The organism is Bordetella genomosp. 9 (genome assembly GCF_002261425.1).
GTDB lineage: Bacteria > Pseudomonadota > Gammaproteobacteria > Burkholderiales > Burkholderiaceae_B > Bordetella_C.
The window spans coordinates 828,403-850,362 of sequence record NZ_NEVJ01000002.1; the positions used below are offsets into that span (position 1 = coordinate 828,403).

Consider the following 21,960-nt stretch of genomic DNA (forward strand, 5'->3'; position numbering starts at 1 on the left):
ATTCGCAATATTTGCGAGTTTATAGGAGCGGCGCACATGACGCAGCGAATTGTGGGGGTCGATGAACGCGGTTTGCGGGTGGGCGAGGACCACCAGCGGGCCACGCTGACCGATGCCGAGGTGGAGCTGATGCGGCAGCTTCGCGAGGTGGATGGCTGGACCTATGACCAGCTGGCCGAAAAGTTTGAGGTGAGCCGGCGCCATGCCCGCGACATCGTGAACTACCGCAAGCGCGTCACCACCCCTGTGGCGTACCGGGCCATCGGCTAAGTGCGCTTACCGGCTTGACCCCGCCGCAACATGGCGGGCATGAACGTAATTCGGACACCTGAAAAAGAATTCGCCTTTCTCGTGACGCTTGCCGAGACAGGCAACGTCACGCGCTCGGCCGCCGCGATAGGCGCGAGCCGCAGCACGGTGTACGAGTGGCGCGAAAGCGATGACGTCTTCGCCAAGGAGTGGGAAAAGGCGATGCGCATCGCCACGCTCGGTCTTGAGGACGAGGCCCGCCGCCGCGCCGAGGAAGGTGTCGACGAGCCTGTGTTCTACCAGGGCATCAACTGCGGCACGGTGCGCAAGTACAGCGACACGCTGCTGATTTTCCTGCTCAAGGCCCGCGATCCGAAGTACCGCGAAAAGACCGCCATGGAGCTCACCGGCGCCAACGGCGGGCCGGTGGAAATGAACGACGCACAGGCCGCGGGCCGCTTGGCCGCCATCCTGGCCGCGGGGCAGGCGCGGCTCGAAGCCGCGAGCGACGAAGATTCGTTCGACGACCTGGCATGAGTGGTTATGCGTTCCTGGGCGGCCTTTTACTGCTTGGTGTGCACCAGCCATTCTTGGCATTCGGAGTGTGGGTTGCGGGGCTCGCTTTCGCGGCGATGAATGACCTATGAACGCCGCGGAGATTCAGCAGATCCTGCCGTACCTCACGCCCGCTGAGCGTGCCGAGGTGAATCGCATCTTGTCGCTGCTGCCTACCCAGGTGTGGTATCCGCTACCCGGGCCGCAGACGATGGCCTACACCAGCACCGCAACCATCATCGGGTACGGCGGGGCGGCGGGGGGCGGCAAGACCGATCTGGCGTGTGGCAAGTCGCTGACCCAGCACCAGAAAGTCCTGGTTCTGCGGCGCGAAGCTACGCAGCTGACGGGCATTGTGGACCGCTTCACGGAGCTGCTGGGCGGACGCGACGGCTACAACGGCGCCGAGCGCATATGGCGCCTGACGGGCCGACAGATCGAGTTCGGATCGACGCCCAACCCCGACGACTGGAACAAGTACCAGGGCCGGCCGCACGACCTGCTGGTGTTCGACGAGGCGGCCAACTTCCTGGAATCGCAGGTGCGCGCGCTCCTGGGCTGGCTGCGATCGGTCGACCCAAACCAGCGGTGCCAGGCGCTGCTCACCTTCAACCCACCGACCAATGCGGAAGGCCGCTGGATCGTCGATTTCTTCGCCCCCTGGCTGGACCCGAAGCACCCGAATCCGGCCAAGCCCGGCGAGCTGCGCTGGTTCGCCACGATCGACGGCAAGGACGTGGAGGTGGCCGACGGCACGCCATTCCAGCACGGCGGCGACACGATCACGCCGCTGTCGCGCACGTTCATCCCGTCACGGGTGAGCGATAACCCGTACCTGATGGGGACCGGATACATGGCCACCCTGCAATCCTTGCCCGAGCCGCTGCGCTCGCAAATGCTGCATGGCGACTTCCAGGCCGGCATGGAGGACGATGCCATGCAGGTCATCCCCACGGCCTGGATCGAGGCCGCGCAAGCCCGCTGGAAGCAGCGTAGCCCGAAACCCCGCATGGACAGCCTGGGCGTGGACGTGGCGCGCGGCGGGCGCGACAACACCATCCTGGCACGGCGCCATGGCAACTGGTACGACGAGCCGCTGGTGTACGAGGGGAAGGCGACGCCAGACGGCCCGGCCGTGGCCGGCGTGGTCATCGCCGCCCTGCGTGATGCCGCGCCCATCCACATCGATGTCATCGGCGTGGGGGCGTCACCGTACGACTTCCTGCGGCATGCGAACCAGCAGATTATCGGGGTGAACGTGGCCGAGCAGGCCACCGCGCGCGACAAGTCCGGCAAGCTGGGATTCGCCAATATCCGGTCCCAGCTGTGGTGGGGGATGCGCGAAGACCTGGACCCGGCCAACGACACAGGCATTGCGCTGCCGCCTGACCGCCAGCTGCTGGTCGATCTGGCCGCGCCCGTGTGGCGGCTGCAAAGCAGCACGATCTACGTCGAAAGCCGCGAGGACATCATCAAGCGCATTGGTCGGTCGCCCGACTGGGCCAGCGCCTACCTGCTTGCCCGCATGGACACCCCGCGCCGCAGCGACCTGGTGCGCCCAGGTGCGCTTACCGCCGCCCGCCGTGAATACGATCCGCTGCAATCACGAGATTAAAGGCAGATCGCTATGTGCGGCGTAAACCTGGGCGACACCCTGAGCAACGCGATAGACCCCGGCCACCTGTTCACCAAGGACAGCAGCCAACCCGCCACGCCTGCGCCCACGGCCCCCACGCCGCCCCCGCAGAAGTCCAAGGCGCCGACCGCGGCGCAGTTCCGTGACGCGAACTCGGCCACCGAGAACACGCAGGGCGGCACACCCAGCACGCTGCTGACCGGGCCGACGGGCGTTGACCCGAACGCGCTGCAGCTGGGCAAAAACACCTTGCTGGGAAGCTGACACGCCATGGCCGAGCAAACCACCAAGGTGGATTACCGCAAGCGCTGGGAAGCGCTGAACACGGAATTCTCGCCTTGGCGTGCGATGTTCTGCGACATCAGCAGCGTGGTGAGCCCGCAGACGGGCCGCTTTCTGCTGGGCGACACGCCGGCCACGACCACGACGCCGCCGCGCTTTAACCGGATCATCGACAACACCGCGCTGGCGGCCAACGGCACGCTCGGCGCGGGCCTCATGTCGGGCGCCACGAGCCCCGCGCGGCCGTGGATCCGGCTGGCCACGCCCGACCCTGAGCTGATGAAATACCAGCCCGTGAAGCTCTGGTGCTCGGACGTCACCAGCCGCATGCTGAACGTGTTCCGGCGCAGCAACACGTACCAGGTGCTGCACGCGATGTACGACGAGCTCGGCGCCTACGGTACGGGCGCGGCGCTCATCATGGACGATTTCAAGGACGTGACGCGCCTGTACCCCATGACGATTGGGGAGTACCGCATCGCGAAGGACGCCCGCGGCGAGGTGGTCACGATCTACCGCCAGCTGCAGATGACCGTGGCGGCGCTGGTGTCCGAGTTCGGATACAGCAAGTGCAGTTCGTCCGTGCAGAGCCAGTACGACAATGGCACGCTGGACGCCTATGTCGGCGTCATGCATGTGGTCGAGCCGCGCAGCGACCGCGACCCGTCCAAGCGCGACGCGCGCAACATGGCGTGGAAGTCGGTCTATTTCGAGTGGGCCGCCGAGAACGGCGACAACTACCTGCGCGAAGGCGGCTTCAAGGAATTTCCAGCCGTCGTGCCGCGGTGGATCGTCAAGCCTGGCGACACCTGGGGTATCGGCCCGGGCATGATGGCGCTGGGCGATGCGCTGTCCTTGCAGCACGAGCAGAAACGCAAGGCCCAGGCCATCGACTACATGACCAAGCCGCCCCTGCAGGCACCGGTCACGTTGAAGGGCCATGAATCCGACCTGCTGCCCGGCGGCGTGTCGTACGTGGACATGGCCAACCCCAACGCGGGCATCCGGCCGGCGTTCCAGGTGCAGCTCGATCCGCGATACCTGATCGAGGACATCCAGGACGTGCGCCAGCGCATCCGGTCCTCGTTCTTCACGGATCTGTTCCTGATGCTGTCGCAGGCGGATAACCCGCAGATGACCGCCACCGAGGTGGCCGAGCGGCACGAGGAAAAGCTCACCATGCTGGGCCCTGTGCTGGAGCGGCTGCACAAGGAGCTGCTGACCCCGCTGGTGGAGGTCACCTTCCAACGCATGATTACCGGCGGCCTGCTGCCGCCCCCGCCGCCCGAGCTGCAAGGCAAGGATCTGGACATCGAATTCGTGTCGATCCTGGCCCAGGCCCAGCGCGCGGTGAGCACCAATGCCACCGACCGTTTCGTGTCCAACCTGGGCGCAGTCGCACAGATCAAGCCCGAGGTGCTGGACAAGTTCGACCCCGACGCCTGGGTCGACAACTACGCCGATTCGCTCGGCGTGGATCCGTCGCTGATCGTGGGCAACGAGCAAGTCGCCATCGTGCGTCAGCAGCGCGCGCAGCAGCAACAGCAGATGGCTGCCGCCGAGCAGGCGCAGCAGATGGCCGAAACCGCCAACAAGCTGGGCAATGCGCCCACGGGCGCCAACAGCAACGCGCTGGGCGACATCCTCCAGAACTTCCTGGGCTACTCAGCCCCGCAAGGAGCCTGAACCATGGCAATGACCGATATGGCCCTCTCGCCCGATGAGGCGAAGAAAGAGAACAGCTGCCTGATGGGCGACGACAGCGACGACGGGCCCAAGTACCCCTATGGCCTGTCGCTGAGCCTGGATGCGGTGACGCTGAAAAAGCTGGGTATCACGCAGCTGCCGAAGGTGGGCGAGACGATGCACCTGATGGCCGTGGCCGAGGTGTCGACCACCAGCCAGTACGAGAACCAATCGGGCAGCGAAATGTGCGTGAACCTGCAAATCACGCAGCTGGACCTGGGCGGCGAAGGCCCGGGCCCGGCCGCGTCGTTGTACGGCGACGCCTAGGTGCGCTTACCCCCTGGACCTGCCGATAGATTGGCGAGCCATGAGCACTGAACACGATCCGCTGAACACCGCGCCGCTGGAAGACCAGCGCGCCGCCGAGGCCCAGGAAGCCGAACGACTCGCCAAGCAGGCGCGCGACGACTTCCTGTGGTTGATGGGCGACAAGCGCGGCCGGCGGCTCATGTGGGGGTGGCTGGCGCAGGCGCGGGTGTTTCAACCGATCTTCGAGCCGTCGTCCCGGATCTATTTCAACGAGGGCATGCGCAATTTCGGGTGCATGTTCTTGACCGCGATACACGAGCACTGCCCCGAGGCATACCTGCAAATGGTGCGGGAAGTCCGGGAAGCCAAGGAAACGACGCAATGAGCGACGCCAGCACGACGACCACGACCGACACCGCAGCCGCCCCCGCGCAAGGCGCGACCGATCAGGCTGCCGCGGCCGCGTCGACACAACAGGATTCCACGCAGACCGGGCAGGACACCACCCAAACCGGAAAGGCGGGAGAACAGCCCGCGGCGCAAGCCGATGGCGACCAGAAGCAAGGGAAGGAAGGCGGCGAGGCCGGCGGCAAGCCGACCGGCGCACCGGAAACCTACGCCGATTTCGAGCTGCCCGAGGGGATCTCTCTCGATGCCGAGGACAGCGACGCGATCAAGGCGTATGCCAAGGAACACAACCTCAGCCAGGAAGCCGCGCAGAAGCTGGTTTCGGACCTGGGCGTCAAGCAAGCCCAGAAGTTCGAATCCAAGATGCGAGAGGCCATGGAGGCGCGCAACGCTGAGTGGACCGACGCGTCGAAGGCGGACAAGGAATTCGGCGGCGACAAGCTGGCCGAGAATCTGGCCGTCGCCAAGACGTTCCTGGATGCGCACGGCACTCCCGAGCTGAAGAAATTCCTGGTCGAAACCGGCCTGGGAAATCACCCGGAAATGATCCGGCTGATGTACCGCGCGGGCAAAGCCATCAGCGAAGACACGGCAGTGCAGGGCGGTCAGCCCGCCACGGCCGGCAAGGTCGACGCTGCTACCGCCCTTTACGGCAAGTCCACCCCGAAATAAGGAGCCACCAACATGGCCACCCAACCGAAGACCGGCGCGATCACCCTGGCCGACTGGAAGAACACCCGGAACCCCGACGGGTCCACCGCGGCTGTCATCGACCTGCTGGGCCAGTCCAACGAAGTTCTTCAGGACATGCGCTGGAAGGAAGGCAACCTGCCGACCGGCCACCGCACGACCGTGCGCACCGGCATCCCCACGCCGACGTGGCGCAAGCTGTACCAGGGCGTGCCGCCCAGCAAGTCCACGCGCGCCCAGGTCGATGACACCTGCGGCATGCTGGAAGCTCGCAACGAGGTCGACGTCGATCTGGTGAACCTGAACGGCGACGCCGCGCAGTTCCGCCTGGACGAAGCCCAGGGCGAAATCGAAGGCATGAACCAGGCCATGGCGCTGGCGCTGTTCTACGGCGACCAATCGGTCAACCCCGAGCGGATCACCGGCCTGGCGCCGCGCTACTCGTCCCTGACGGCGGGCAGCGGCGCCAACATCCTGGACGCCGGCGGCACGGGCACGGACAACACCTCCATCTGGCTGGTGGTGTGGGGCGACAACACCGTGCACGGCATCGTGCCGAAGGGCTCGCAGGCTGGCCTGCAGCACCAGGATCTGGGCGAAATCGACGCGTTCGACGAGAACAACAACCGGTACCGCGCGCTGGCCGACCTGTGGAAGTGGAAATGCGGCCTGACCGTGCGCGACTGGCGCTATGTCGTGCGCATCGCCAACATCGACGTGTCCGACCTGGCCGGCCAAACCGGCACGCAGGCCGCGACGGCCGCCACGACCATCATCAAGATGATGACGCGCGCGTTCTTCCGCATCCCGCAGATGGGCATGGGCAACGCTGTGTTCTACGCCAACCGCACCGTCAAGGAATACCTGGCGATCGCGGCGCAGGACAAGAACAACTCCGTGCTGACGGTCGAAGAGGCCACCAACCAGTTCGGCACGGTGTCCCCGGGCAGCGTGAAGAATGGCGTGGTCAAGTTCCTGGGCGTGCCGATCCGCACCGTGGATCAGCTGCTGAACACTGAAGCCCGCGTGGTCTAAGGAGGCCGCCATGATTCTCGATACCCAAGAAACTTTCTCCCTGGGCCAGTCGCTGATTTCGGCGACCGGTGACGTGGTGTCCACCAACATCTACGACACCGGCTCGTCGGCGGATATCGGCATCGGCGAACCGCTGTTCGTCTACGCCCGTATCGGCACGGCGGTGGTGGGCTCCGGCGCCACGGTGCAGGTCGTCCTGCAAACGGACGACAACAGTGCTTTCTCGTCGCCGCGGGAGTTCCCGCTGTCCGGCGCGCTGGCGCCGGCCGCGCTGACGGCCAACACCGCCATCGTGCGCGCCCGTCTGCCGATCGGCCTGGAGCGCTACATCCGTCTGGTGTATCGCATCGCGGGCGCCTCGGTCACGGCCGGCACCGTCGACGCGTACATGGCCCTGGATGTTCAGGCCAACAACGCGTACCCCAGCGGCTTCGTGGTCGCGTAAGGAGAACCCATCATGAAAGTACGTGCAACCGCCCGCGGTTACCTCGACCAGATCCGCGAGCCCGGCGACGAGTTCGAAGTGCCGGACGACACCGGCCCGGCCACCTGGTTCGAACGGGTCGACGGCAAGCCGATCAAAGAGCCCAAGCAGGCCAAGCCCAAGCCCGATGACAAGGGCGACGGCAAGAAAGCCGAAGACCTGGCGTAATCGCTCGACGTGGTGAACGAAACGGGGGCCGCGGCCCCCGTTTTCACAGGACGATCCCATGGCATCCGTAATCGACATTGGCAATCTCGCGCTGGGGCACCTCGGCGAAGCCGCGGAGGTGTCGTCAATCAACCCCCCGGAAGGTAGCGCCTACGCGGACCATATCGCGCGCTTCTACCCGGTGGCGCGCGATGTCGCATTGCAGGACCAGGGGTTTCCGTGGAGCTTCGCCGTGCGCCGGGTGTATCTCGCCGTGGTCATGGCGCCGGGCGACGACGGCAACCCCTATGTCGGCCGCTACGCCTACGCCATGCCGGCCGATTGCCTGCAGCCCACGGCGGTGCTTACGCCAGGTGCGGACGACGCGAACGGCGACTACTTCGATACCGAGGTGGCGGCCAACGGGTCGAAGCTCATCATCTGCGACACGCCCAGCGCCATCCTGAAGTACACGCGTGTTGTCGACGATCCGACCAAGTTCACGCCGCTGTTCCTGGACGCGCTGGCGTGGCTGCTGGCGTCCTACCTGGCCGGCCCGATCATCAAGGGCGACGCTGGCGCCACCAAGGCGCGCGAGTGCCTGGGCGTCTACCAATCGCAGATTGCGAACGCTCGCGTGGCCGACATGCGCGGCCGCAAGGTGGACACCGGATACAAAGACCATCGCCCGGACTGGATCGCGGCGCGCGGGGGCTACTGATGCCGAACGTACGAGGGATTGCGCGCAGCTTTGCCGGCGGGGAGATCAGCCCGGAACTGTTCTCCCGCATGGACCTGGCCAACTTCCAGACCGGCCTGGCATTGTGCCGCAACTTCTGGACGCTGCCGCATGGCCCGGCGCAGAACCGGCCAGGCACTGAATTCGTGGCGGAAACGAAGGACAGCAGCAAGCGGTCGCGGCTGCTGCGCTTCGCGTTCAACACCGAACAAACCTTCGCCATGGAGTTCGGCGATCAGTACGTGCGGTTCCACACCCAGGGCAGCACGCTGCTGGAGGCGCCGAAGACCATTACCAACGTGTCGAACGCGCTGCCTGCCGTCGTGACGGCGCCCGCGCACGGCTACAGCCAGGGTGATACCGTGTACATCACGGGCATCGCAGGACAGGTTGCGCTGAATGGGCGGAAGTTCTTCATCGGCAATGTTACGTCGAACACTTTCTCGCTGTTCCAGCTCAACGGCAACGGCATGGACACCACCGGCATGCCGCCCTACGTGGCGGGTGGCGCTGCGCTGCGCGTCTACGAGATCGGCACGCCGTACCTGGAGGCGGATCTGGAGGACCTGCACTACGTTCAGTCCGGCGACGTGCTGACCATCGTGCATCCGTCGTATGCGCCGCGCGAGCTGCGCCGCCTGGGCGCCACGTCCTGGACGCTGAGCACGATCGCGTTCGGCCCCACGCTGCCCGGCCCGACCGACCTGGTGGCCAACGCCTTCGCCGGCTCCGGCACGGCCAACAACCAGAACTTCAGCTACGTCGTCACGGCCGTGGCGCCGAACACGCTGGAGGAATCCATCGCCTCTAACGTCGCCACCTGCACCAACGACCTGACGCTGAACGGCGCGCACAACGACCTGACGTGGACGGCCGTGCCGGGCGCCGTGCGCCACAACGTCTACAAGGCGAGCGATTCCAACATCTTCGGGTACGTCGGGCAGACGCCCGGCACCGATGGGTTTTTCCGGGACGACAACATCGACGAGGACGTCACAAAGACGCCGCCGGAGAACAACGACCCGTTCACCAGCACCGGCAATTACCCCAGCGCCGTGGGCTACATCCAGCAGCGCCGCGTCTTCGCCGGCACGCTGAACCGACCGCAAACGGTGTGGCTCACGCGCACCGGCACCGAAAGCAATATGTCGTCCTCGATTCCGTCGCGCGATGACGATGCCATCGTGCTGCGCGTGGCGGCGTCACAGGTCAACGTGATGCGCCACTTGGTGCCGCTGGCCGATATGATGATGCTGACCAGCGACGCCGAATGGCGGCTGACGACGGCCGGCACCGACGTGCTCACCCCCACGTCCGTGGCAGTGAAGCCACAGAGCTATACCGGATCCAGCAACGTGCAGCCGGTCGTGGCGAACAACCGGCTCATCTTTTCGGCCAACCGCGACGGCCACCTGCAGGAAGTCGTCTACAACAACGACGCGGGCGGCTACGTGCCGAGCGACATATCCATCCTGGCCACGCACCTGCTGGAGGATTATTCGATCTCCGACATGGCATTCATGCGCGCGCCGGTGCCGATCGTGTGGAGCGTGCGCGCCGACGGCACGCTGCTGGGTACCACCTATGTGCCCGACCAGAAAGTGGTGGGCTGGCACCAGCACGATACCGTGGGCGGCTTTTTTGAATCCTGCACCACGATCAACGAAGGCCGGGAAGAATCGCTGTACGTCATCGTGCGCCGCACGGTGCAGGGCCGCACGGTGCGCTATGTCGAACGGCTGCACACGCGGCGATTCCAGCAGCTGGCGGATGCGTTCTTTGTGGACTGCGGCCTGACCTACCAGGGCGCGCCCGTGGGCGGCGTGACGGGGCTGCACCACCTTGAAGGGCTGACGGTTGCCATACTCGCCGACGGCGCCGTGATGGCGCCGCGCGTGGTCACTGGCGGTGTGGTGGAGCTGGAGCATTCCGCCAGCACCGTGCATATCGGGTTGCCGATTACGGCGGACCTGCAAACGCTGCCGTTCGCTGTGGAACAGGCCCAGGCCTTCGGCGCCGGCCGGCCGAAGAACATCAACAAGGTGTTTGCACGCGTGCGCGAATCGTCGGCGATCCAGGCCGGGCCGGATTTCGAGAGCCTTGTCGAGTTCAAACAGCGCACAAACGAGCCGATGGGCACGCCGCCGCGACTGATTTCTGGCGAGATCGAGATACCTGTGAGAAACAACTGGAGCACGGACGGGCAACTGTGCGTGCGCCAGGCCCGTCCGCTGCCGGTGACTGTCGTATCTATGTGCTCGGAGGCGGCAATTGGCGGCTAACGTCGAAGTGCGAGATATCCAGGAAGGCGACGCCGAGGCGCTGCTGGCCGACATCCGGCCGGCGGACCTCATCGAATTGCAGGCGTCCTGCCGCGGCGATCTGCTGGAGGCCATCAAGGAATCGATCGCATCGGCGCCGCATCGGTGGTGCGTCACTGTGGACGGCGACCTGGCGGCCTTGATCGGCGTGACGCGCGCGCCGAGGGATCCAGAGGTGGGCATCCCGTGGATGTCCGGCACCTCGGCGTTCTATCGCGCACCGCGTGCGCTTACTCGATTGGGCCGCCATTACTCTGCTTTCGGGTTGTCTATTTACCACACTCTGGTGAACTACGTGGACGTCCGAAACACCGTAAGCATCCGCTGGCTGAAGGCCATGGGCTACACGGTGGCGGACGAGCCCCTGCCGGTCGGGGTGAATGGGGAACTCTTCTATCGATTCTCCATGTCCAGGATCCGACCGCCATGTGCTGGCCTCTTGTTATCGCCGCCGCCGGGGCTGTAGTTTCGGCAAAGGGTGCCGCCGACCAGGCGCAGGCCCAGAAAGACGCCCTTGGCTACCAGGCCCAGGTTTCCGCCAACAACGCGCAGTATGCGGAATGGCAGGCCGAGGACGCCGAGCAGCAAGGCGTCGACGCCGAGGCGAAATCCCGCCAGCAAACCGCCCAGCTCAAAGGCACGCAGCGCGCCGCGCTCGCGGCCAACGGCGTGTCCCTGGGCGGGGGGTCCGCGCTGGATATCCTGGCCGGCACCGACTACATGGGCGAGCAAGACGCGCTCACGATCCGGGATAATGCCGCACGGCAGGCGTGGGGGTACCGCACGCAGGGGCAGAACTACGTCGACAATTCCGGGCTGCTGGCCACGAATGCCGACAAGATTAGCCCGTCGAACGCCGCCGGCACGTCGCTGCTGACCAGCGCCGCCAGGTACTACGGCGCCAGCGGCATGGGGGCGAGCTGATGCCGCGCGTACCTATCTACCAAACGCCGCAGGTTGCCGATACCCCGCTGCCCGGCGCACGGCAGAGTTCGGTTGCGTCCGGCGCGCTGTTCGGCGTCGGTGCGGCGCAGGAGCAGCAGGCAGGCGCCGCGCTCAGCGGGCTGGGCGACACGATGGTGGCGCAACAGCGTATCGCCAACCAGCGGGCCGACCAGCTGCGCGTGGACGACGCGCTGAATCAGGCGCGCGAGAAAGTCCTGAACTACACGTTCGACCCGAACCAGGGATATCTGTCCTTGAAGGGACAGGCGGCGCTGAACCGGCCGAACGGTCAGGCCCTGCCGGACGAATATACCGGCAAGCTGCAGGGCGACATCGACAGCATCGCCGGCACGCTGGGCAACGCCGAGCAGCAACGCCTATTCAAGTTGCAATCCAACAACATCGTCACCCAGTTCCGTGGGCAGACGATGAAGTGGCTGGCGGACCAGCAAAACGAATACGGCATGTCCGTGCGCCAGGGCACGATCAACAACCAGATCGACACCGCCACGCGCTTCTACAACGACCCGGCCAAGGTGGATGATGCGCTGAAGTCGATCGACGCCAGCGCCATCGACCTGGCGCGCATGCAGGGCAAGTCCGCCGAAGAGGCCATATCGTTCTCTCGCCAGCAGACCAGCAAGGCCGTGATGGGCGCCATCACCGGCGCCATGCAGTCTGACGACTTCGGCGCAGCGGTGAGCTACCTGCGCCGCTATTCCGACAAGATGGCGCCGGACGATCTGCTGCGCGCGTCCGACGTGCTGACCAAGCAGGCCGACACGCAGCTGGGCACGGCGGTGGCCAACAAGATCATCGGCGGTGCGAGCCCGCGGTTGCAGCCCGGCCCGCTGGATCGCCTGTCGAGTCTGGCCGGCCCCGCGCCGGGCGGCCTGGTAGGCGCAGTGGCGCAGGACGAAAGCGGCAACCGCGACTTCAATGCGGACGGCTCGCTCGTCACGTCGCCGGCCGGCGCCAAGGGCCGCATGCAGGTGCTGGACACCACCAACCAGGATCCCGGCTACGGCGTCACGCCCGCGCGCGATGACAGCCCGGAAGAGCGCGCCCGCGTGGGCCGCGATTACCTGGCCGCCATGTTGCGCAACTACAACGGCAATCTGACCACCGCGCTGGCCGCCTACAACGCGGGCCCCGGCAACGTCGACAAGGCCATGGCGAAAGCCAAGGAGGCCGGCGATTCGGCCAACTGGATGCAGTACCTGCCGAAGCCGCAGGAAACTATTCCGTACGTGCGCAACGTCATGAGCCGCTATGCGGCGGGCGACGGCGCGCCGCCGAAGCCGACGCTGCTGGAGCTGCAGCAGCAGGCCCGCGCGCAGATCGGCGATGGCAACCCGCGGCTCCTGAAGATTACGACCGAGGCGCTGTCGCAGCAGTACGAGCTGATGAACAAGGCCATCAAGCAGCGCGAGGACGAATCGGTGGCCGGCGCCATGCGGGCGCTGGAGCAGAATGGCGGGCGCTGGTCCGATCTGCCGCTGGACGTGCGCGCGAACGTGCCGCCCGACAAGGTGGACCAGCTGCTGTCCTACGGCTCGCGAATCGCCAAGGGCGACGACATCACGAACCCCGCTGTCTATCAGCGCCTGAGCGACCCGAACACCCTCAACAGCCTGTCCAACGATGAGTTCTACGCGCTGCGCAGCGAGTTGTCGCAATCAGACTGGCAGACCTTTGCCAAGCAGCGTGGCACCGCTACGGACGCAGCCGACAAGCTGAACACGTCGGCCATCAACCAGGTGCTGAACACGCGGCTGCAAACGCTGCGCATCGACCCCACACCGACGGACGGCGGCACCGATGCCGCCCGTGTAGGCGCGATTCGCAAATGGATCAACGACGGCATCCTGGCGCAGCAGCGCGTCACCGGCAAGCAGATGACCGATGCCGAGGTGGAGCGCTTCATCGATGGGCAATTCGCCAAGACCACTGTGATTGATAACGGATGGCTACCGGATAGCACCGGCCGGCGCCTGACCATGAAGGTGGGCGATATCCCCGGCCCGGTGAAAGACCGCATCAAGAACGACTTCAAGGCCGCAGGCATTGCCGACCCGTCGGACGCTGACGTGCTCGGCGCCTACTGGCGCGCGCTGCAGGCGCAGGACAACGCCCAGGCCAGCCGGTCACAGTGGTATCTGAACAACACTCGGAATTTCGCCAATGGCAGCTGAAGACCTGGATACTGGCGCGGCGGTCGCGGCCTACCTGAACGACCTGAACAATCCGATCCCGCGCGATCCGGCCATGGCCGCGCGCGTATCGGTCGCCTCGTCCTTGGGCAGCAACCCGGATCTGGAGGCCGAGCTGCGCCAGGTTGCGCAGCGCACTGGCGTGCCGATCGATTCCGTGCGTGCCTACCCGGACGAGGTGAAGCGCACCGCGACGATCCAGGGGACCGACTTCGACGCGCTGGCGCGCGACTTCCCGACGACGGCCGCCTATCTGGCCGACCGGGAAAACGCGAAGATTTCGCACGACGACACCGACAATCTCACCCTGGTGGAGCGCACCACCAAGGCGATCGGCAACGGCGCCTCCGCGCTGGCGTCCGCCGTGCCGGCGGCGGCGGGCAGCATATGGCGCCTGGCACAGGCCGGCGCCGAGAACGTGGCGCCGCTGGTGGATCCGCTCGTGGGCACGATCCTGCCGGAGAACCCCCTGCGGCGTTTCGCCGCGGGCGCGGCCGGCGCCGCCAAGTCAGAGGAAAAGGCCGCGGGCGATCTGATGCCGCAGTCCACGGGGAACGTGGAGGCGGGCGTCTACAGCGGGTTGCAGTCGCTGGGGCAAATGGGCATTGTCCTGCCGCTGGCAATCGCCACCGGCAACCCGCTGTTTGCGCTGGGCGGCATGTCAGCCCTGCAGGGCGGCCAGTCCTACGGTCAGGCACGCGACGCGGGCGTGAGCCCGGTAGGCGCACTGGCCTTCGCGTCGTCGCAGGCCGCCATCGAATACGCCACCGAAAAGCTGCCCGTCGGCCGCTTCCTGCACGACCTGCAGGTGGGCACGCCGGTGGGCCGTTTCGTCATGCGCCAGCTGGCGGCCGAGATCCCCGGCGAGCAGCTGGCGACGCTGCTGCAGGACGCCAACGAGTGGGCCGTGCTGAACCCAGGCAAGAGCTTGTCCGAGTTTGCGGCAGAGCGGCCCGACGCGGCCGTGCAGACGCTGGTGGCCACCGTTGTGGCGGCCGGCGCCGCGTCCGGCGTGGGCAAGGCGGCCCAGGTCGCCAGCGACCGATTCACCGGCCGCCAGCGCGCCGCCGAGGCTGCGCTCACCGACGGCCAGGCCCTGGCCGATATGGACCAGGCCGCGGCCGCCAGCAAAGTGCGCCCGCGCGACGCGCAGAGCTTCCAGGATTTTGTCGCGCACGCCATGCAGGACGGCCCGGTGCAGGACGTCTACATCAGCGCGCAGAACCTGGCGCAGTCTGGCGTCGACCTGCAGGCCCTGGCTGCGGCGTCGCCGTCGGTCGCCCAGCAGCTGCCCGAGGCCATCGCGCTGGGCGGCGACGTGCGCATCCCGTTGGACGAATTCGCCGCCCGCGTGGCGGGCACCGAGCTGTCGCAGTCGCTGCTGCCGCACCTGAAGACCGACCCGGCCGGCATGACGCAGGCCGAAGCGCAGGAATACATGGCGAACCAGGGTGAGCAGCTGCGCGCCGAGGTCGAAGCCGTGCTCGCCGAGCGCACGCCCGATGACGCTTTCAAGCAGTCGCGCGAGCGCGTGCAGGCCCAGGTGCTGGAGCAGCTGAACCAGGCCGGCCGGTTCACGCCCGACGTGAACAGCGCGTACGCCAACATGACCGCGAATTTCTACGCGGTACAGGGCGCGCGCATCGGCCTGTCGCCCGAGGAAATGGCGGCCCGGTATCCGCTGAACATCCAGGCCGAGGGCTTCGGGCAGCTGAACCAGGCCGGGCAGACGGAAACGCCGGAATTCAAAAAGTGGTTCGGTGACAGCAAAGTGGTGGACGAGCGGGGTGCGCCGTTGACGGTGTATCACGGTACCGCGGCAGACTTTACTGCTTTCGATCCTGCTTTGCTTGGTATGGCTACAGGGGATGAGGGCGCGCGTGAAGGTTATTTCTTCACCAACCAGCCGGACGAAGCGGCGCATTACGCACGCGAAGCGACTTTTACCGCTGACCCGGCATCGTACGAAGCGGGCGCACGTGGAGCGTTGTACCCGGTGCATTTGCGCATGGAGAATCCGCTGTACGTGGACTATGCGGTATCCAGGCAGGCGGAAGTTATTCGGGAAGCGAAGGCCGCGGGCCATGATGGCATCATAGATGCGCGCGGTGATTACGTTGTGTTCTCACCGGAGCAGATAAAAAGCGCTATCGGCAACCGCGGCACCTTCGACGCCAACGACCCAAACATCGTTCACCAGGGCGAGCGCGGCTCGTTCAACGTCGACACCAACACCATCAACCTGCTGAAGAACGCGGATCTCTCCACGTTCCTGCACGAGTCGGGGCACTTCTACCTGGAAGTGATGGCCGACATGGCGAGCCAACCAGACGCGCCGGCATCCGTGCGCGACGACATGCAGAAGCTGCTGGATTGGTTCGGCGTGAAAGACTTGGCCGCCTGGCGTGCCATGGACCTGGAAGCGCAGCGGCCGCACCACGAACAGCTGGCCCGCGGCTTCGAAGCCTATTTGATGGAAGGCAAGGCGCCGTCCAACGAGCTGCAAGGCGTTTTCCAGCGCTTCCGCGCGTGGCTGCTGGCCACGTACCGGTCGCTGGCCAATCTGCACGTGGAACTGTCCGACGAGGTGCGCGGCGTGTTCGACCGCATGCTGGCGTCCACCGAGCAGATCCAGGAAACCGAGGCGCAGCAGGGCTATGTGCCGCTGTTCAACGACGCTGAAGCGGCTGGCATGACGCCGGAAGAGTTCAACCAGTACCAGTCCCTGGGCCTGGAGGCCACGCAGGACGCGGTGGAGCAGTTGGAGCGCCGGTCGATTCGTGACATGCGGTGGCTGTCGAACGCCAAGAGCCGCGCGGTGCGCGAGCTGCAAAAGGAAGCGGCCGACCGGCGCAAGTCCGTACGCGCCGAGGTGCAGGCCGAGGTCATGGCCGAGCCCGTGAACCAGGCCCGCACGTTCCTGAAACGCGGCGTCGACCCGGTGACGAATGAGCCGGTGGAAGGACCGCACAAGCTGAAAATCAGCGCGCTGGAAGACCTGTACGCGGGCGAAGGCGATCGCTATGCGCTGCTGGACTGGAGCAAACTGGGCTACGGCCAGTACGGCATGCTGTCCGAGGACGGCCTGAATCCCGACATCGTGGCCGAGCGCTACGGCTACAAGTCGGGCGACGAGCTGGTGCGCGCGCTGTTGAACGAAGAGCCGGCCAGGACGAAGATTGACCGCATGACCGACCAGCGCATGCTGGAGCGTTACGGCGACCTGTCGGACATGCAGGCGATCAGCCGCGCGGCCGACGAGGCGGTGCACAACGATGCCCGCGCGCGATTCATCGCCACCGAGATCAACGCATTGCAGAAAGCGCTGGGGCAGCGTTCGGTGCTGACGCGCGCGGCGCGCCAGTTCGCCGATGCCACCGTGGCGCGCCAGCGCGTGCGCGACGTGAAGCCCGCGCAGTACATGGCGGCCGAGCAGCGCGCCGGCCGGCAGGCCGAGGCCGCGCTGAAGAAAGCCGACATCCAGACGGCCGCCACCGAGAAAAAGCGCCAGCTCATCAACAACTACGCCGCGCGCTCGGCCATGAAAGCGCTGCAGGACGTCGACAAGGGCGTGGCCTACCTGAAGCGGCTGGCGACCAGCGGCACGCAGTCCGGCATGCGCGGCGAAGGGCTGGCGCAGCTGAACAACCTGCTGGCGCGCTTCGACCTGCGCACCGGGCAATCGCTGGCCCAGATCGACCAGGCCAAGCAGTCCCTGGCTGAATTCGTGGTGTCGGAATCCGACAAGCTGTCGGCCGTCGTGCCCGACCTGCCGGACTTCATTCTGAACGAGAACTACCGCAAGCACTACAAGGATATGACGGTCGAAGAGTTCCGCGGGCTGGTGGACAGCGCGCGGCAGCTCGCCCTGTTGGGCCGGCGGGAACAGCAGCAATACATGGCGCTGCGCGCGATGACGTTCGCCGACGAGCGCGACGCAATCCTGTCGCGGCTGCGCGAATTCCACCCGGGCGCCTTCGCGCCCGACGGCACGCCTGTGGAGCGCGGCCCCAGCTTCGTGCCGAGCCTGGGCCGCGCCGTCGAAAAGCTGGGCGAGAACTTCGCCGGCGAATTCCTGAACGCGGAAACCATCCTGAACATCATGGAGGGTGGCCAGTTCGGGCAGGTGCACGAGTCCCTGTTCGGGCGCATGGATGCCCGTGCCAACTGGAAGGCGCTGAAGCTGGAGCAGATTTACAAGGAGCTGAAGCCGCTCTTCAAGCAGTGGAACGCGAAAGAGCGCGTGCTGTACGGCCGCAAGGGCATTTTCATCCCGGCCATCAACGACAGCCTGACGCGCGAGAATGCGCTCGTCGTGGCGCTGCTCTATGGCAACGCCGAAGGCCGCGAGCGCATGACCAACTACGGGTGGACCGACCGCCAGCAGCAGGCCATCATCGATGTGCTGGACGCGCGCGACCTGGCCCTGGCGCGCGGTATCTGGAACCTGTTCGACAACAAGCTGTGGCCGGAGCTGAAGGCCCTGAATGAGCGTACGCGCGGCACGTCCCCGCCGAAGGTGGAGCCCGTGCCGTTCACCACGCGCCACGGCGATATGCCCGGCGGCTATTTCCGCCTGAAGTACGACACTGATCTGGACGAGCGCGCGTTCCGCCTGGACGAAGGCGCGGCCGTCAAGGAGCTGCTGGGCGGCGGCATGGGCATGGCGGCCAAGACGAATCAGGGCAGCAGCACCCAGCGCGTGCAGGGCGTGACGATGCGCCCGCGCCTGGACCTGGGCGTGTTCGCCGAGGCCGTGAACGAAACCGTGCACGACCTGGCGTATCGCGAAGCGGTGGCCGACACCATGCGGCTGCTGAACGACAAGGCCATTCAGTCCTCGATCAAGACCATAGCCGGCGTGGCGCCGTATCGTGCGCTGGTTACGCGCGTGCGCGAGGTGGCCGCACCGCCGCGCAACCCGACTGGGTTTGTTGAAAAAACGCTGTCGATCGCGCGCAAGAATACCGTCGTCGTGCTGATGTCCGGCGTGAAGACCGCGCTCCAGAACCTGATCGGCATCGTGCCGGCATTTACGCGCGTGAACGCCGGCAATCTCTCGCTGGAGGTGGCGAAGTTCTACAGCCCGCAGATGGCCGAGCGTATCCGGTTCACCATGAACCAGTCGCAGTACATGCGCTCGCGGTTCAACAGCTTTGACCGCGACCTGCAAGACTCGATCGGCAAGCTGACCGTGCGCGGCAAGATTCTGCCCGACACCGCCGCTATGCTCGGCCTGATGGGTTTCGTGGACCGCGGCGTGGCCATCCCCGTGTGGAACGCCGCGTTCAAGGACGGCATGGGTAAGTTCGACAACGACACGGCCAGGGCCGTGGACTACGCCGACCACATCGTGCGGCAAACGCAGGGCAGCGGCCGCGAGGTGGATCTGCCGCGCATCATGTCCGGGCATGGCGGGTACGGGCAACTGAAGCGCGTATTCACCATGTTCTACAGCTATTTCAGCGGGCAGCTGCAGCAGCTGGTGCGCGCCGGCGCCATCGCCAAACAGGAAGCGGCTACCCGGCCGGGCGTAGCCGTCGCGCGGTTCACGGCCAACGTGCTGGCCCTGGTCATCGTGCCCGCCATCCTGACCGAGATCACGGGCGGCGGGTCGGGTGACGACGATGACGACGAGCTGGGCAAGCGGTTCGCGCGCGCCATCACGATGTACGGCGCCGGCATGTTCCCCATCATCCGCGATCTGGCGTCGTTCACCTGGGCGTCGTTCGACAGCGATATGCACAACTATGGATACAAACTCAGCCCCGTGCAGTCGGCCGGCGAAGGCATCGTAAAAGGGGCCAAATCGGTGGCCAAGATTTTCGAGGGCGACGCCGAAACCTACGACGTGAAGAACGCCATCATGGGCGCCGGCTACCTGACCGGTTTGCCCGGCAAGCTGATATCCGATGTGGTGACGGGCTTCAATGCGTGGCTGCACGGCGATGCCGGGCCGCAAGCCATCCTGCTGGGGGCGCCGCGGCGATAGGTGCGCTTACCGCAGCGCGGCGGGTAGAGACTTTGGGGCGCACAAGACAAGGCGCCTCAGATGACTATTTCCAGCGAAACCCGCAAAGCCGGCCCCGATACCGGGAATGGATCCACCACCGTGTGGCCCTTCGATTTCAAGGTGTTCCTGAAATCGGATCTCCAGGTGCTGGTTACGGACGCGGAAGGCCAGGACACCATACTGGTGCTCGATTCCGATTATTCCGTGGCCCTGAACGCTGACCAGGATGGCAACCCGGGCGGCTCGGTCACGTACCCGCTGAGTGGCGATCCGCTCGCGGCACCTTCGAAAATCACCATCGTCAGCGCCGTGCCCTACACGCAGCCTACCGACTTGAGCAACTCCGGCGGGTTCTATCCCGAAACGATCGAGCAAATGGTCGACCGCGTGACGATTCAGGTGCAGCAGGTGCGGGGCGACCTCGGCCGTGCGCTGAAGCTCGGTGAAACCGATGTCGACGGCGAAGGCTCCTACCGTGCCAACGGCAACCGTATCCAGGATCTGGCCGACCCCATCAACCCGCAGGATGCAGCGACGGCCAATTCTGTCGAAGAGGTTGCCCAGGGAGTCCGCGAATACGCGGAAGAACTCGTAGCGAGCATACAGACGTCGACCGCTCAGGTGTACGACCCTGTTCTGCTGCACGACGGCGCGGACTATACAGCCGGCACATCCACCTCGGTGACGTTGCCCGAGACTGTAGGGCCGAAGGCTATATCCGGTGTGTTCTTCGGCGGCATTTTCCAGAGCCTGGGCAGCTGGACCTTGCTGGGCGATGATGTGACGTTGCAATTCGACAGCGCCATTCCACTGGGCATCGATGAAATCACGGTGACCTACTACGCGCCGGGCGTACTGGGAACATTCCTGCAAGCTGGCTTTGGTCCCACGTCGCGGTCCTTTCAGGACAAGATGCGGGACTTCATTGATATTCGTGACTTCGGGGCGAAATGCGACGCCGTGGTGGATGAGGACGGAGCGCTGGTATCCGGCACGGACGATACCGCCGCGTGGCAGCGCGCCGTCGCGGCGGCGGCGTTTAAAGGCGGCGGGACCGTAGGCCATACGCGTGGCATCAGCCGGATCACTTCGACCATCACCATCAATGCCGACAACGTGTCCATCGCGGGTTACGGTGGCGTCGTTTTCTTTGAAAAAACGGATTTCGCTTACGAGCACGGCATCCTGATAACCGGGTGCTCGCACAATACGGTGGCCGGGATCCGCATGATTTCAGACCCGGCGTATGTCCGCGATGATACGGGTTTCGGCGTTTGCATTCTGAACGCTGACGACACACTGGTAATGGGCAACACGTTTGAAAATATCCCGTCGGCGGCTGTGTGGTTCATGCATTCCGCGGGCGGCCGGGCGATCGGCAACAGGATCAAAGACACCAAGGCGGACGGCATTCATTTCTCAGACGGTTGCCGGCATTTCGTGTGCTGCGGTAATTCGCTCACCGGCTGCGATGATGATGCCATCGCGGTGGTGCTCGATACCGAAGGCGCGGACCAGCCCACCGGCGGCAGCATTTCCGGGAACGTCGTCATGTCCACGCCGGGCGGCCACGGCATTGTCTTCATTGGCTGCTCTGGCCTGTCGATCACAGGGAACACGCTGTACGCGACGGGTTACGCTGCCATCGGCAATTACATGTATGCGGACAGCAGGCGCGCAAACAACGTGACGATATCCGGCAACACTATCGTGAACCCGGCGCTGCACACGGACGATCAGTTGAACCAATGCGGCATGCTGCTGGCGTACATAGAAGATTCGCTGATCGAAAACAATCAGATATCGGGCGTCCAGGAAAACCCGTCGTGGGAAGGCGCCGGCATACTGCTGGTGTCCTACCGGGATGTGACCATACGGGGCAACACCATCAGGAACTGCGCTGATCGTGGGGTCTGGGTGCTGGACAGTGTGGGCGGTTCCTCAGCTGACCGCGCCCGGCTGTTCATCGATTCCAACTCCTTTTTCACGGTGTCGAAGGAAGCCATTCGGGTCAACCCGTCAAGCGCTTTCGTAGATAGCGTGTTTGTGACCAACAACAAGTTCACGGACTGCGGATTCGAGAGCGGTTACTCGACCGTCTCCCTCGGCCGGACGCAGGCCACACCGTTGCGCTACTACGGAAATATGGCGCTCACCAACGAGCTGAACTCGATCACGCTTGATGCGTCGCAAGCTTCCGACATCAAGCAGGCGAACAACATTCCCGTTATCCCGTAAGGACGCACAG

18 protein-coding genes are annotated in these 21,960 nt (G+C 65.4%); all 18 read left to right on the forward strand.

The window, feature by feature from the left end; translation table 11 throughout:
• The first annotated feature begins 36 nt into the window (after window positions 1–36).
• Window positions 37–270, forward strand: a complete 234-nt coding sequence (locus CAL26_RS09935) for a hypothetical protein (RefSeq protein ID WP_094846700.1) — start codon at window positions 37–39, stop codon at window positions 268–270.
• Window positions 271–300: 30 nt separating this feature from the next.
• On the forward strand, window positions 301–786 hold the full coding sequence (locus CAL26_RS09940; RefSeq protein ID WP_256988275.1) for a terminase: 486 nt from the start codon (window positions 301–303) through the stop codon (window positions 784–786).
• 106 nt (window positions 787–892) lie between these two features.
• A complete protein-coding gene (locus tag CAL26_RS09945) occupies window positions 893–2,419 on the forward strand; it encodes a terminase (RefSeq protein ID WP_094846701.1) in 1,527 nt (508 codons plus the stop codon).
• A 12-nt stretch (window positions 2,420–2,431) separates the two neighbouring features.
• A complete protein-coding gene (locus CAL26_RS09950) occupies window positions 2,432–2,704 on the forward strand; it encodes a hypothetical protein (protein ID WP_094846702.1) in 273 nt (90 codons plus the stop codon).
• Window positions 2,705–2,710: 6 nt separating this feature from the next.
• Window positions 2,711–4,408, forward strand: a complete 1,698-nt coding sequence (locus CAL26_RS09955; RefSeq protein WP_094846703.1) for a portal protein — start codon at window positions 2,711–2,713, stop codon at window positions 4,406–4,408.
• A gap of 3 nt (window positions 4,409–4,411) precedes the next feature.
• On the forward strand, window positions 4,412–4,735 hold the full coding sequence (gene gp10 / locus CAL26_RS09960) for a capsid staple protein (RefSeq protein ID WP_143277400.1): 324 nt from the start codon (window positions 4,412–4,414) through the stop codon (window positions 4,733–4,735).
• A gap of 40 nt (window positions 4,736–4,775) precedes the next feature.
• Window positions 4,776–5,102 carry a Bbp19 family protein gene (locus tag CAL26_RS09965; RefSeq protein ID WP_094846705.1) on the forward strand — a complete coding sequence of 109 codons (327 nt, stop codon included), beginning with the start codon at window positions 4,776–4,778 and terminating at the stop codon, window positions 5,100–5,102.
• Window positions 5,099–5,797, forward strand: a complete 699-nt coding sequence (locus CAL26_RS09970; RefSeq protein WP_094846706.1) for a hypothetical protein — start codon at window positions 5,099–5,101, stop codon at window positions 5,795–5,797. Before CAL26_RS09965 ends, CAL26_RS09970 begins: the two co-directional genes overlap by 4 nt.
• A 12-nt stretch (window positions 5,798–5,809) precedes the next feature.
• Window positions 5,810–6,850, forward strand: a complete 1,041-nt coding sequence (locus tag CAL26_RS09975) for a major capsid protein (protein WP_094846707.1) — start codon at window positions 5,810–5,812, stop codon at window positions 6,848–6,850.
• A 10-nt stretch (window positions 6,851–6,860) separates the two neighbouring features.
• Complete coding sequence (locus CAL26_RS09980) at window positions 6,861–7,295, forward strand: Bbp16 family capsid cement protein (protein ID WP_094846708.1); 435 nt, start codon at window positions 6,861–6,863, stop codon at window positions 7,293–7,295.
• A 12-nt stretch (window positions 7,296–7,307) separates the two neighbouring features.
• The gene (locus tag CAL26_RS09985) at window positions 7,308–7,502 is read left to right on the forward strand and encodes a hypothetical protein (RefSeq protein WP_094846709.1); all 195 of its coding nucleotides are present in this window, start codon (window positions 7,308–7,310) and stop codon (window positions 7,500–7,502) included.
• Between the two features lie 58 nt (window positions 7,503–7,560).
• Complete coding sequence (locus CAL26_RS09990) at window positions 7,561–8,202, forward strand: hypothetical protein (RefSeq protein WP_094846710.1); 642 nt, start codon at window positions 7,561–7,563, stop codon at window positions 8,200–8,202.
• Entirely contained in the window at window positions 8,202–10,502 is a 2,301-nt protein-coding gene (locus CAL26_RS09995) for a phage nozzle protein (RefSeq protein ID WP_143277401.1), read from the forward strand. The genes CAL26_RS09990 and CAL26_RS09995 overlap by 1 nt, the downstream gene beginning before the upstream one ends.
• Window positions 10,492–11,007, forward strand: a complete 516-nt coding sequence (locus tag CAL26_RS10000; protein ID WP_094846712.1) for a hypothetical protein — start codon at window positions 10,492–10,494, stop codon at window positions 11,005–11,007. The genes CAL26_RS09995 and CAL26_RS10000 overlap by 11 nt, the downstream gene beginning before the upstream one ends.
• Window positions 10,968–11,465, forward strand: coding sequence for a virion core protein, T7 gp14 family (locus tag CAL26_RS10005; RefSeq protein WP_094846713.1), 498 nt, complete (start codon window positions 10,968–10,970; stop codon window positions 11,463–11,465). Before CAL26_RS10000 ends, CAL26_RS10005 begins: the two co-directional genes overlap by 40 nt.
• A complete protein-coding gene (locus CAL26_RS10010; RefSeq protein ID WP_094846714.1) occupies window positions 11,465–13,681 on the forward strand; it encodes a transglycosylase SLT domain-containing protein in 2,217 nt (738 codons plus the stop codon). Before CAL26_RS10005 ends, CAL26_RS10010 begins: the two co-directional genes overlap by 1 nt.
• Window positions 13,671–19,691, forward strand: a complete 6,021-nt coding sequence (locus CAL26_RS10015; RefSeq protein ID WP_094846715.1) for an ADP-ribosyltransferase-containing protein — start codon at window positions 13,671–13,673, stop codon at window positions 19,689–19,691. Before CAL26_RS10010 ends, CAL26_RS10015 begins: the two co-directional genes overlap by 11 nt.
• Before the next feature lie 60 nt (window positions 19,692–19,751).
• Complete coding sequence (locus CAL26_RS10020; protein ID WP_094846716.1) at window positions 19,752–21,950, forward strand: right-handed parallel beta-helix repeat-containing protein; 2,199 nt, start codon at window positions 19,752–19,754, stop codon at window positions 21,948–21,950.
• The last annotated feature ends 10 nt before the right edge of the window (window positions 21,951–21,960 follow it).